The 13,217-nt window shown below is 36.5% G+C and carries 14 protein-coding genes and 1 riboswitch; of the genes, 7 read left to right on the top strand and 7 right to left on the bottom strand.

Features of this window, described 5'->3' with window-relative positions:
* Positions 1-114 precede the first annotated feature (114 nt).
* Positions 115-960, top strand: a complete 846-nt coding sequence (locus tag ACB089_RS00720; RefSeq protein ID WP_374964744.1) for an aldo/keto reductase — start codon at positions 115-117, stop codon at positions 958-960.
* A gap of 69 nt (positions 961-1,029) precedes the next feature.
* Here the strand turns inward: ACB089_RS00720 and ACB089_RS00715 are convergent, their stop codons facing one another.
* The gene (locus tag ACB089_RS00715) at positions 1,030-1,413 is read right to left on the bottom strand and encodes a winged helix-turn-helix transcriptional regulator (protein ID WP_374964742.1); all 384 of its coding nucleotides are present in this window, start codon (positions 1,411-1,413) and stop codon (positions 1,030-1,032) included.
* Between the two features lie 110 nt (positions 1,414-1,523).
* Here ACB089_RS00715 and ACB089_RS00710 point away from each other — a divergent pair, with 110 nt between their 5' ends.
* Positions 1,524-2,708, top strand: coding sequence for an MFS transporter (locus ACB089_RS00710; protein ID WP_374964741.1), 1,185 nt, complete (start codon positions 1,524-1,526; stop codon positions 2,706-2,708).
* A 72-nt stretch (positions 2,709-2,780) separates the two neighbouring features.
* Here the strand turns inward: ACB089_RS00710 and ACB089_RS00705 are convergent, their stop codons facing one another.
* Positions 2,781-3,332 (bottom strand): SMI1/KNR4 family protein, encoded by a 552-nt coding sequence (locus ACB089_RS00705; RefSeq protein WP_374964740.1) that lies wholly within the window; start codon positions 3,330-3,332, stop codon positions 2,781-2,783.
* 140 nt (positions 3,333-3,472) lie between these two features.
* Between ACB089_RS00705 and ACB089_RS00700 the strand changes: the two genes are divergently transcribed.
* Positions 3,473-3,871: a hypothetical protein gene (locus ACB089_RS00700; protein ID WP_374964738.1), complete on the top strand. Its 399-nt coding sequence runs from the start codon at positions 3,473-3,475 to the stop codon at positions 3,869-3,871.
* Between the two features lie 163 nt (positions 3,872-4,034).
* Positions 4,035-4,138: riboswitch (SAM riboswitch) on the top strand.
* Between the two features lie 118 nt (positions 4,139-4,256).
* A complete protein-coding gene (locus ACB089_RS00695; RefSeq protein WP_374964736.1) occupies positions 4,257-4,994 on the top strand; it encodes a cyclase family protein in 738 nt (245 codons plus the stop codon).
* Positions 4,995-5,046: 52 nt separating this feature from the next.
* On the opposite strand, the gene ACB089_RS00690 is transcribed toward ACB089_RS00695, so the two are convergent.
* From ACB089_RS00690 to ACB089_RS00680, 3 genes are all read right to left on the bottom strand, one after another.
* The gene (locus tag ACB089_RS00690) at positions 5,047-5,643 is read right to left on the bottom strand and encodes a DedA family protein (protein WP_374967630.1); all 597 of its coding nucleotides are present in this window, start codon (positions 5,641-5,643) and stop codon (positions 5,047-5,049) included.
* Between the two features lie 144 nt (positions 5,644-5,787).
* Positions 5,788-6,564 carry a Cof-type HAD-IIB family hydrolase gene (locus tag ACB089_RS00685; RefSeq protein ID WP_374964735.1) on the bottom strand — a complete coding sequence of 259 codons (777 nt, stop codon included), beginning with the start codon at positions 6,562-6,564 and terminating at the stop codon, positions 5,788-5,790.
* A 50-nt stretch (positions 6,565-6,614) separates the two neighbouring features.
* On the bottom strand, positions 6,615-6,815 hold the full coding sequence (locus ACB089_RS00680; protein WP_374964733.1) for a hypothetical protein: 201 nt from the start codon (positions 6,813-6,815) through the stop codon (positions 6,615-6,617).
* 788 nt (positions 6,816-7,603) lie between these two features.
* Between ACB089_RS00680 and ACB089_RS00675 the strand changes: the two genes are divergently transcribed.
* The 3 genes from ACB089_RS00675 (at position 7,604) to ACB089_RS00665 (ending at position 10,525) form a co-directional block, all read left to right on the top strand.
* Positions 7,604-8,296, top strand: coding sequence for a DUF2225 domain-containing protein (locus ACB089_RS00675; RefSeq protein ID WP_374964731.1), 693 nt, complete (start codon positions 7,604-7,606; stop codon positions 8,294-8,296).
* A 23-nt stretch (positions 8,297-8,319) separates the two neighbouring features.
* Entirely contained in the window at positions 8,320-8,673 is a 354-nt protein-coding gene (locus ACB089_RS00670) for a hypothetical protein (RefSeq protein WP_374964730.1), read from the top strand.
* Positions 8,674-9,100: 427 nt separating this feature from the next.
* Complete coding sequence (locus ACB089_RS00665; RefSeq protein WP_374964728.1) at positions 9,101-10,525, top strand: erythromycin esterase family protein; 1,425 nt, start codon at positions 9,101-9,103, stop codon at positions 10,523-10,525.
* Between the two features lie 224 nt (positions 10,526-10,749).
* Here the strand turns inward: ACB089_RS00665 and ACB089_RS00660 are convergent, their stop codons facing one another.
* Positions 10,750-11,925: a DUF4272 domain-containing protein gene (locus ACB089_RS00660; protein WP_374964727.1), complete on the bottom strand. Its 1,176-nt coding sequence runs from the start codon at positions 11,923-11,925 to the stop codon at positions 10,750-10,752.
* A gap of 336 nt (positions 11,926-12,261) precedes the next feature.
* Complete coding sequence (locus ACB089_RS00655) at positions 12,262-13,092, bottom strand: MerR family transcriptional regulator (protein WP_374964725.1); 831 nt, start codon at positions 13,090-13,092, stop codon at positions 12,262-12,264.
* Positions 13,093-13,217: the final 125 nt, after the last annotated feature.

The following is a 13,217-nucleotide window of genomic DNA, read 5'->3' as shown; positions in this document are numbered from 1 at the left end:
CAAAAGTAACCTCCACGTTTCTATGAAACCAAAAAGTGCGTACTTTTTTTTGCATTGGCATGAAAGCATAATAAGAAAGCAACAAAGCACAAACGAAAATTGGAGGACAGAAAAATGATTAATCATTTACAAGATAGAATTACATTAAATAACGGCTTACAAATGCCTAGTATGGGTCTAGGCGTATTCCAAGTACCGAATGATGTAACAGCAGCAATGGTAAAAAATGCAATTGAGGTTGGTTACCGTAGTATTGATACTGCAGCTATTTATGGCAATGAAGCAGGTGTCGGTGAAGGAATTAGACAAGCATTAGCATCTACAGGTCTAAAACGTGAGGATTTATTTATTACGTCTAAAGTCTGGAACGATGGCTTGAGCTATGAAGAGACAATTGCAGCATACGAAGACAGCTTAGAAAAATTAGGGCTAGATTATTTAGACCTATATCTCATTCATTGGCCAGGTAAAAATAAATTTGCAGAAGCTTGGAGAGCACTCGAAGATTTATACGAGCAAGGGAAAATTAAAGCTATTGGGGTATGTAACTTCCAAGTTTCACACTTACAGGATCTTCTTAAAATAGCTCGGATCAAACCAGTTATTAACCAAGTGGAACTTCATCCACGATTACAACAAACTGAAGTACGTTCATTCTGCGAAGAGCACAATATCCAAGTGGAAGCTTGGGCACCATTAATGCAAGGTGGACTTCTTGATAATGAAACTATTTCAAAAATAGCTGAAAAATACGGGAAATCAAATCCTCAAGTTATCTTGCGCTGGGATATTCAAAATGGTATCGTCACAATTCCAAAATCTGTGCGCAAAGAACGTATGATTCAAAACGCTGATATTTTTGATTTCACACTAACTGATGAAGAGATGGCAATCATTAACGCCATGAATCTAGATCAACGTGTTGGACCAAACCCAGATGAGTTTGATTTTGTCATGTAAACGATAGCTATGTAAACGTGAAAGAGACTGTCTTATTTTCTTCTCTTAGACAGTCTCTTTCCAATCTATTTAAGATGTATGCTTAATCGCGATATCTTCATCACGTTGCATTAACAGTACATCTTCACCTTTATCTTGTAGCATTTCAATATGTTTTTCACCCCAAGTGCAAAGCATGTTCAGCACGGGGTCCATCTCTTGACCATAAGGTGTTAGCGAATATTCAACTTTTGGCGGTACCTGATTGAAAACCTTGCGATTAATTAACCCAGACTGCTCTAATTCACGTAATTGGCTCGTTAGCATTTTTTGCGAAATGCCTGGAATCAATCGGCGAAATTCATTCGTACGAATCTTACCATGGTGGTTAAGATGACAAAGAATAATAGGTTTCCATTTGCCCCCTATGACTTCAAGAGTGGCTTCAACACCAATATTATAAACTTTTTTCATTGTAAACCCCCTGTAATATTCAAAAGTAACTAAAAGTACCCTATATAACTTTTAGGTGTATATGAATATTACTATATACTATAAAAAAAATCAAAGGAGATATTATTAGAATGAAAGATACAAAAGTGCCGAATGCCAAACTAACATTACTCGCACTTGCAATCAGTGCATTTGGTATCGGCTCTACAGAATTTATAAGTGTCGGACTGCTTCCATTAATTACAAAAGATTTTGATATAACTTTAAGTACTGCGGGTTTAACCGTATCCATATATGCACTAGGTGTAACTATTGGTGCACCACTTTTAACAGCATTAACATCGCGCCTTAGTCGCAAAAATGTGTTACTGCTCGTTATGGTGCTGTTTATTATCGGTAACTTACTTGCAGCCTTAGCACCCTCATTCTCATTACTACTAACTGGGCGTGTTATTGCAGCATTGGCACATGGTGTGTTTATGTCCATTGCCTCTGTTATAGCTGCAGATGTTGTGGCACCTAATAAACGAGCAAGTGCAATAGCTTTTATGTTTACAGGACTAACATTAGCAACTGTGACTGGTGTACCACTAGGAACTTTTATTGGACAAGTAACCGATTGGCGAATGTCGTTTATTTTCATAGTTATCATAGGTATTATTGGATTAATTAGTAATGCCCTGCTTGTACCTAGTCAATTATCTAAAGGGAATCCAATATCTTTTCGAGATATCGGGAAAGTATTAGGGAATATAAGAATGCTCTTAATTCTCTTTATTACTGCAATTGGATATGGTGGCGCATTCGTTGTATACACCTATGTTTCTCCTATTTTAGAGCAGTATATGGGCTACTCACCAAAGGCAATTGTCGTGATCTTGGTTATATATGGTATTTGTGTTGCCATCGGTAATACATTAGGTGGTCGTTTTGCGAATAATAACCCTTTACGTTCTATCTTTATTATCTTTATAGGCTTAGCATTAGCACTACTCGGCATCAACTTCTTTTTAGAATCATCAATCGTTGGATTAATAATGGTCTTTATGATGGGGCTATTTATGTTTATGAATGTACCGGGATTACAGCTTTATGCCGTTCAGCTTTCAGAAAAATATATACCATCAGCTATTTCAATGGCTTCAGCATTAAATATTTCAGCCTTTAACATTGGTATTTTTCTAGGATCGTACATTGGAGGAATCATTGTTCGCCACCAATCATTAGCTCATACTCCTATATACGGATTCGGTATGGTGATGATTGCCGCGGTTACTACGTTCCTATGGTTAATCTTTGATAGAAAGAAGCAATAGATCCCTTACTTTGTATGTATTAGAATAAAAATGATGAAAGGAAGCCTTAACAATAGCCAGGGCTTCCTTTTGTTATTCACCATATTTAAGGAACGTAGCATCAAAGTACGCCTTAAAATTTGGATATAGATAGTCTAATGACGCTTGAATATCGGCATTATCATCAAATAAAATTTCATGATCAATTTCATATATTGCACAAGTCTCTTCATCTGCATTGTCATTTAAATCAATGCAAATTATTTTTCCATACTCTTCATCCCATGAAAACGGAAGATATCCTAAACTACATAACGATGGATTATACATATCTCTAACGTTATTTAAAGGTTCATCAACACTTTGTTCCGGTATGACATCAAAATAATGGTGATACGTTGAAATAAAGGCTTTATACCATTCAGGAAATGGAAGTCCGAACTCTTTTTCTAAAGCTTGAATATCATCTTCCGTTACTACAGAAGGGACCATCTTCCATCTTGACCATTCTTCATCAATATCTGCTAATTTCATCTCAACAGGAACATCTGGACGCATCCATCTGCAAAATCCATCTTCTGAAACCTGATTATAGTGCTCGTAGTAAACTTCAAAACCTTTTTTTATATACTCACGAATATTCATCTTTAAACCCCTTTTTATCTCAGAGTAAAATCTTTTCTCCCTACTCCCCTACAGTACTAGGTTTTTCACATCAGTCACTAACACCGAAAACATTTTTATACATAAGATAAGGTATCAACTATAGGATAGGAGGAATTTAGTTGTATTACAATCCTTATCCGTATTTTGTCTACCCTAACTATTATCCAACATGGGCAATGGCCACTCAACAACCTTCAAGATATCTAGCAATGCCGACGAACCCAGCAAACAGCAATCCATTCCCACCCGTCAATATAAATAAATTGAAGACTTCTGCGAAACGGATTAAGGTTATTATGCAGCAAGCACAATTACTGACGGATAAAATTGATGAATCCGAGCAATTTGCCCATGATCTTATGAACGCAGCACAACTGTCAAATAAAACAGAAGTTGAAAAATTAATTGCGTCAACAGGTATTACCATCAAATTCGAAACTAACTATACACCAGATGGAATCCGTATACTATTTACTGACAGTGACTGTTGTAAGCTAACCGTAAATTTGACTTGGTGAAATCCACTAAAGAGTGGGGACTATGTGTTGTCTATTTAAATTACTATAAATGACACTTTGAAGGTTCTGGAAATTTTTTAACTATGTATCCCTATTGGACTTGTAAACTATAAATAAATATGCTAAAGTATTCGTAATCTATTTCTGAAAATTCTTATATTTTTTCTTATCAAGAGAGACGGAGGGATTGGCCCTATGATGTCTCAGCAACCAGCCTATAGGTATGGTGCTAATTCCAATTGGCGAAATCAGCCTTGAAGATGAGAAGACTTACTTAGTTGCTTTGCACAAGGGTCCTCTTTCTACAAGGAGGGCTCTTTTTTATTTTCGCTAGTAAACAAAGTCTAAGCATCCAAAAATAATTACAAGAAAGCAGGAAAATATTATGACAAACGACCTTTTACAAGCACTTCAACTATTGAAATCGAAAGAATGGATAGATTTAACACATACATTTGGTCCTAATTCACCTCATTTCTTTATGTTTGATGATGCAAAATTTGAAACATTATTTTCCCATGAGGATGGTTTCTTTGCGCAACAATTCTCTTTCCCTGGGCAATATGGAACACATATCGATCCACCTATCCATTTTGTGCGAGATACACGCTTTTTAGACGAATTGGCGTTAAAAGAACTAGTCCTACCACTGATCGTTATTGATCAATCTAAGGCAGCCGAATTGAATAACGACTACGCATTAAGTATCCAAGATATTCTTGACTTTGAGGCTGAATACGGGGAAATTGAAGCAGGTACCTTTGTTGCGCTTCGTACTGATTGGAGTAAACGTTGGCCAGATAAAGAGGCTTTCAGCAACAAAGATGCAGATGGTAATAATCATATTCCTGGCTGGGGATTAGAAGCATTACAATTTTTATTCAACGAACGAAAAGTTAGTGCTATTGGTCACGAAACTTTTGATACGGATGCAGCAGCTGATTTTCGTAAAAACGGTAAGTTAGATGGCGAATATTTTGTGCTTGAGCAAGATACTTACCAAATTGAGCTTATGACAAATTTGGATAAGTTACCTCCTAAAGGTGCTGTTATTTTCAATATTGTACCAAAACCTGAAAAGGCCTCTGGATTCCCTGTGCGTTCATTTGCAATAGTGCCTTAAAAATAGCAATAGGTCTGAATCAATCCATGATAGGTATTGATTCAGACCCTTTTTATTTAGGTGAATTCCTTTTTTTAAAAATAAAATAAACGATCAAAATTATTATGATGAACAATGCTATAAGATACATACTGTAGCGGGATAAATATAACCCAACATAACGCCATTCCTCCCCAAGTACTTCTCCTAAGGTAATAAAAGTAAATGTCCATATAATTGCTCCCGTATAAGCAAAGAAAGCAAACTTTTTAAAAGGATAATTATTAATAGCCGCAATATATGCTGTTAGATGACGTACACCAGGAATAAAATACCCGACTACTAATAATATCGGTCCTATTTTTGCAAATAATTTTTTAGTAACGTCAATTTTCTGTTCAGTAATATGGATTTTTGGACCGTATTTTCGCAATAATGGTAGCCCGAATCTATAGCCTATATAGTAGCTTAAGGTAATTCCCCCTGCCGCACCTACCACAGCGCTGATTAGAGCTGGAATATGCGAGAGAGTTTCTCGATATACGCTATACCCTACATAGGTTAAAAATATCTCATCAGGAAGTGGCAGCCCGACAATCCCTCCAATTAGGATAAGAATAATGCCAAAATACCCGTAATGTTCAATAAGAGATTGCACATGATGCGCCATAAATCCATCCCACCTAAAGCATAATGTTTTCTTTTCAATGTTAGCTTTATAATAACTCAAAGTAGACAATATTATGAGTATTATAACGTTCATAAAGTTTTCTCCAACGTATAGTGGCTAGTCCATGCTATAAATATAGTTTTCTTAAACTATTATTTGTAGCTCACGTAGAGCAAACTCAATACCACCATCAGTTGATTTCTTCGTTATAAAATCAGCGACATTTTTTAAGGCTTCACTACCATTGCCCATGGCAATACCAAAGCCAACCTGTTCCAGCATGTCGATATCATTATCTCCATCCCCAAAAGCAAGTGCTTCCTTAGGACTCAAGTTGAAATAATCTAGTACAGCTTGAACAGCAATCGATTTGGAAACATCTTGCTGCAAAACATTTGTAATGTACGGATGCCATCTTTTAAACAATAACTGAGGAAATTGTGATGCATATCTTCTCTCTATCTCCTCATCGGCATATAGACACATTAAATATACCTCTTGCGTTAAAATATCTTCATTAATAACGGGAAACTCTAGCAAAGATAATGTCTCTTGCATAGCTGTTAATGTCTCTTTCTCTTGGACGTTATTCATCGATAATTGTTCTGTAAAAAACGAGAGACTTTGTTTATGTTCTTCAGCAAAAGCCTTAACTACTTGGACAATTTCTTTTGCAATAGGTATTTTATGTATTACTTGATCTTGATGCTTAACATACGCGCCATTAGCCGTAATAAACGTCTCTATTCCTATGTTTCTTAACTGTTGGCACATCGATAAAGGTCTTCCTGTAGCAGCAACAATACGAATTCCTTTGTTTATTAATTGTTGTATAGCCTTCCTTGTACTTTCTTCAATACAGCCATCTTCATAATTAACAAGCGTTCCATCTACGTCAAAGAATACAATTTTATAATCCATCGTTCGCTCCTTATCGTTTTATATAATTTTTAACCGGGTGTGTAAATTTATTATCCATTTCCATTAATCAGAGGATCATCAACATAACGTGTGGTTGATTTCCGTTCCGACTGGGCGCTTTGTAGCTGTCGCTTTGCTTTCGCTACAGATAAAACATTTGCCGCTGACGCTTCGCTTTCGCGCAGATAAAACATTTGTTGTTGCTGTCGTTGCACTTTCGCACAGATAAAACATTGTTGCTGTCGTTGCACTTTCGCACAGTTAAAACATTGTTGCTGCCGCTTCGCTTTCGCACAGACAAAACCCAGTTGCTGCAGCTACGTTAGCACTACGCTTTCGCACAGAGCAAAGCTTCCTGGGGGCGTCCGATGAGCCGCTTCGCTGCGCTCCAGGGTCTCGGGGCAACAGGATGTTGGTCACGAAGGCGTTATCACAGGACGTGATGCTCTTAGCCTTCGTTCCTCTATCGCTAATCCCCAAGGAGTCGCCCAGTCTCCACTCCAATCAACTTATATACATGGCATACGCTTCCCTACTTTTGTTGATGATTCCAATTAGAAAATGCAAGACAAGTTCAAGCTGCTTCATTGTCACTGTCTCTTCACTTAAGAATCCTTTTTTAGTAAAAAACATCCCTATATTTACCTAATCAGCATACCTCTAATTTTACATGAATAATTGAAAAGAAGGCATTTTTCTTCTTACATTATAGATAGTTAATTTAACCTATATAAGCTATTGTAAAATATAACAATTAGCAGCAATTTAGTTGAACAGTTGTACATAATATGACAAAAAGAAAATAAAGGTATAACTTATTTTAACTACACCGATTAATACTATTAAGGATACATATCGACTTTTCAATTACCTAAAAAGTAATGATGATTTTTATTTTAATAATTCTAAAGGAGTATACCAAAGAACACAGAATTGTTAATATAGAAGATAGTTAATTAAACATATTGAACGATATAATCATCGTATACATAGAACAAAAGAAATAATAACCTAATTGGATGTAAAGGAGTTGATTCTTATGGCATTTAACATTTACTACTATGAAAGTAGTGTGGATTGCAAGTTTTGTAAAAAGCATTTTACCACATATAAAGTACGTCCCAATCGTTATAAAGTAGTCGAAGAGCAAACAGACTTCATGCCAGTCTATGAAGGTTTAAATCCGCTGTTATATGAAGTTGCTGTTTGTCCGCATTGTGGGTATGCCTACCACAAATCTATGACAAGAACTTATGGACCTTTTATGCTTCTTATTGATGAGCTGTACATAAAAGAACTCCAAAAACCTATGGATATATGTAAGGAACGTACTATCGATGATGCCATTATAAGCTTTAAATTAGCTTATCTTGTATCAAGAGCATCAATGGAAGAATCACTTCTTATGGCCAATTTCGCACTGAAAATAGCCTGGCTCTATCGCTTAAAAAATGATTATGCATCAGAAATGCACTACCTCTTTGCTGCTAGAGACTTTTACAGTAAATCTTTTGCTTCCAATCAAGAGGGCGGAGAGCGAATTCAATTTTTGCATGCTGAATTAAGCCTCCGACTCAGTGATATTACTGAAGCGAAAAAAGGATTCTCTCGATTAATTGCGGACCGAAATGTTTCCAATAAATATCGAAAAATAGCACGTAATCGTTGGGAAAACTATAAATATGACGAGCAGCCTATTAATGTTAATGAAGGTGTAAGCGAAATCATCTGAAGTAAACGAGGAGAGGAATAGACATGCAGCTATTTACAAAAAGAATTGATGTGAGAGAAGAAGATATTTTTTCAGAATTACATCATTTTTTACTAAGAAAAAATAATCGCTATTTAACGAATGATGAAGTAGTTGCAATAACAGGGGTTTCATCCGAGCTACTTTATAAATGGGTGAAATCAGGGAAATTAAAAAAATCAATTTTTCCTAATTTAGGCGCACCTTGTGAACGATGTGGACAGATTACTCAAGCAAAAATCTGTGTTAGCTGCTCGTCAACCATCGTTAATACATTACAGCAAGAGGAAAAGGATCGTGCATGGTTCAACCAAATACAACGAAATAATGTAAGAGCTAGCACGTATCACTATAAATAATAAATAGCATCTCCATAGCGTGATCTACCATCCTTATCTTGCACATATGGAAGTGCTCTATCATTGCACTTACTTAATAGATTTAAGAATGGTAATCAACCCAAAATTAGGCTCATCACCAAAAGTTGTGGATGACATTTGTTAAAACATATACTATGTAAATAAGTTGATTGGAGTGGAGGCTGGGTGACTCCTTGGGGATCAGCGTCACAGATGAGACCCTGGAGCGAGCAACGCGAGTGAAGCGGCTCATCGGACGCCCCCAGGAAAGCGCCCAGTCGGAACGGAAATCAACCACACGTTTTGGTGATGAACCCAAAATTATCACAACAAACAAAATTTAAACAAAATTTAAACAAATACCCCCTTTACTTTAAACTTACCTACTTATAATTAGTCTTAACATAAAGAGAAGGACTGATAAAAAGTGTCAAAAGGGAAGAAGCGTAAGGTTTTATTATCATTAAGTATTGCGTTAACAAGCTTTGCAGCGTTCAACGGCGTATCAAATGCATCAACAGCAGTTCCGGCATTAGAAGAGCGTGTAGCCGTAGAGAACAATTCGGAAGTAAAGCAAGCCCGCACATCCAATGAGACATTACAAGATTGGAAAAAGTGGACAAACGACCATGCCTATAGCTTAACATCTATTCAGCCTGAAACAGTTGGTCAACAAAAAATTCCATCAGATAAATTTGAAGATTTAGAAATGCTTAAGCCTTTATTACACGATAAACGTATCGTTTTTTTAGGGGAAAGTTCTCACGGTGTGGCTGAATTTAACCTAGCAAAAACACGTATTATTCAATTTTTACACCAAGAAATGGGCTATAACGTTCTTGCCTTTGAAAGTGGTATGGGGAATGCCATGAATGCCCAAGGTCAAATTGATAAACAAACAGCGCAACAAACGATGAAGGATTCTATTTTCCCCGTATGGTGGTCGAAAGAAACACTACCGTTATTTGAATATACTAAAAAAACACAGAATACAGATCAACCATTAAAATTAGCAGGCTTCGATATTCAACAGCAAAATCCATTTACGAACGGTGACTGGCTACAAAATAGTCAGCTTGCGAAACAGTTCAGTGAAGCAGAGAAGCAACTTGCAGAATGGAGCTTCGGTAAGGATTTAAAGGGCTATCAAAAGGCAAAACCAAGCATTATCGAAGTATATAAACAAGTAAAATCACAAGTACCGCTTAAAGAAAAAGAGTTAAAAGCGGCTTATCCGAGCGAGCCTCATATTGTAAAGCTTATGGAACGTACTTTAGCTGACCGTATCCGTTTAGCAGACGAATATGTAGAACTATCCATTCAATCAAATATTGATCTAGAACAATATAACCCTGAGTCTTTTTATAAGACAATGGAATGGCGTGACCAAGCAATGATGGAAAACTTACTTTGGTTAGCAGAGGAGGTTTATCCAACTGAAAAGTTTATCGTCTGGGCGCATAATGATCATATTCGTAAAGCACAATCCGAAGTAATGGGTTCTCCTTATCCGGTAAAATTAATGGGTGAGCGTCTACCAGATATCTACAAGAAATATAGCTATGTGCTTGGTCTTTATATGGCTGGTGGCGAAACAGCAAACAATCTGGGTGAACCTATGGCCGTTTTACCGCCAGTGAAAGGATCTATCGAGGATATTCTTTCATCGACAAATAAACCATACACATTTATCGACTTACGCAATCGTCAAAATGAACGAGGAAACTCATGGATGTTTGAGCCACGCTTATCGTATAGCTGGGGATCTATGCAAGAAAGCCTTGTTCCACGCGATCAATATGATGGCATTCTTCTGATTGATAAAGTAAGTAAACCAAATTATATAAAGTAAAACTTGAATCAGTGGGGTTCTCTTCATCCCCACTGATTATTAGTCTTTACCAATCGGGCTTTTACGGGCAGTCCTTTCTTTGCCTTCATTGATTTGGAGGTGCAGTCTTGTACCCGACGTTTCGCTTTCGGTACAGACAAATTACTGCCCGTTAATGCGGGACAAAATAAGAATATAAAAATAGCAAACTAGTTCATTCTTCTAGTTTGCTATTTTTTTAAAATTTAAGTATCCATCGAAATTGTATCCCAAGCTTCATCGCGATGCCCTATCATCCAGAACAAGCCTCTGCGTCTTTCCATGACAATACTTTCGTTCATACCAGTAGGAGCTGTCTGTTCTTGTATACGACTATCTACACAAGCCCAATGGTATCTGTAAATTTTGTCGGCCTCATCCAAAATCTCTTCCTGATTTCGCATTGTAGTTTCTTGATAAAATTGTTCAAACGTCTCGTAGTTAGAAACAACTTGGATGGCATGCTCGCAATCACATACTTCATCAGGAACATCCAGCTTTTCAACAAAGCCAAGTGCCCAAATAAGCGTCCAATAAGCCTCATATTGCCATGAAATATTAATGGCTTCTTGCGCATCTGGTTTAGAAGCTTGTAAAAAGTCTCTTTCATTGTTAGTTAGATCGTCTTCCACTTCATATTTACGTAACATATTGATGAAAAAGTCTCGCGATTCTTCCACGTTTCCACCTTGCGCCACATCACAAGCAAATTGAATGACAATTAACAAGGCTACAGCTCTTCTAGCAATGTCTTCTTGGGTTTTAAACTGACAAGCCTCTATTGGTGGAAGCTGAGGAAGAGACGCTGCATATGGGATCGCGTTTTCTTTTAGAAACGCTATCGTTTTATTTTTTCTTTGCTCGCCTTCTTCTGATGACACCGCTTGTCCCATTATCTTTCGTGTACAAGCGTGGGGTCTAAAGTCAGATGGTCCTGATTGCCCGTCAGGATAAACAATTACTACCCCCTCATCATCCAATAATGTGCCATTCGGTAAAAAGCCAATGCCACCTATAGTTGATAACAACCTCGAAAATAACAGCAACTGTTCTTCAGTTATCTCTTTTTCTGATTCAATAGCAATCACTGTATTTAAAACGGATATTTGAGTCAACACTAATTCTTTTAAATTGTCATCTTCAAAAGGAATATTATCGTAGTAGCCCATCATTCCAGGAATGTTTTTAGTGAAGTAATCTGGATTCGTATCTTCAGACATAACCCTAATGATAAATTTATGTTTTTTAAACAATGCTTTGGATTTTATCGAATACTCATTTTCACTTTTAACAATAGCAAAGCCCTTTGCAAAGGCGTCTGAAATTTTTAACTCGACATCCTCTATGTCGTTCTTAGAAGCAAATATCGTGAAATGGTTCAATCTTCTCTCTCCTTTACAATGAATTATCCAAACCTTCGAGAGCTTGGCTAAATAGCTGTTTATTTTTTCTTAGTATTTCATTTTCTTTCCAAAAGCTAAGCAATTGTCGCCATTGCTCCTGGCTACAAGAGTATTACTAATATTTATAGACTCTCTACTATATCGTCAGGAAATCATTCACTTATTAGGATTAGACTTCAATTTGCTTTAAAACACTAGGATTTTACTTCCATCAATGCTCAATATACATGCTAAATTGCTTACCTTTACTAGTTCTTTTCTAATTGTTTAGAGTGACTCTTTCTAATAGTAAGTTGTTGATAAGCAAAAACCTTATCAACAACCCTTTTTAATTTCCACCATAATTTTCGCTACATATTCCTCCTCACGATTTTTAATAACGGCGTCATAAATATATTCCTCATAAACGTACTGCCCTAATTCGTAACCTTTTTCTCGCATTACTTTAAATAATCGCTCGTATGTTTCACCAAGTGTAGTGGCCAGTCCTACGTGATAACCAACGATAAAATCTCCTTCAATCGCTTTAAAATATGGATGGCCCTCTCTCGGCTGTGGCTGCTCTATATATAAGTAACTATAATTATCATAGTTTCCGGCTAATACTTGTTCTCTTCTTGTCATACCCCCAATAGGATAACCTGTGTCTAATTGAGAACGATCTAACTCATCTATAAAATCTGAAACAGCCTTCGTAAACTGTTCTTCCGTCGAATCCTCGATATTTTTACTTAAATATAATGTGGCCTCTGGTAGGTGCTCAATCGTAATGCTATCAAAATCAAGGTGTAAGGCTTCCTCTGTTAAATCGATTTTTACATCGATAATGTTTTCAATCATCTCAAGCTCTCGACGTTTTTTCGCTACAATGTCCTTTTGCTGTCGCATCAAGTCTAAGAAATTTTCAGGTGATTTTTCTGCCATATATGTTTGAATATCCTTTAAAGACATACCTACCGCCTTCAATAGCTCTATCACACTAAAAAATTCATATTGCGCAATGGAATAATAACGATAGTCCTTACCATCCTTCATGATTGGTGATAATAAACCAATTTGGTCGTAGTAAATGAGTGTTTGTTTATTCACCTTACAAATTTTAGCGAATTCACCAGTTGTAAAATATTTTACATTTTTATTAAACATTTTTAAGTTTCCCTTCCTTGACTATATAGTTACTATATACATTAAATTGTAGCTATTCACAACCAATTATGCCACGGCAAAATTGCGCCCAGAATCGTCTATTTCAGCGGAATTCTAGACATCTG

The sequence above is a fragment of the Lysinibacillus sp. RS10 genome, from assembly GCF_041956855.1.
In the GTDB taxonomy this organism is placed as follows: Bacteria; Bacillota; Bacilli; order Bacillales_A; family Planococcaceae; genus Lysinibacillus; species Lysinibacillus xylanilyticus_A.
Note: the sequence above shows the minus strand (reverse complement) of the source record. Positions and strands in the feature narration are given on the sequence as shown.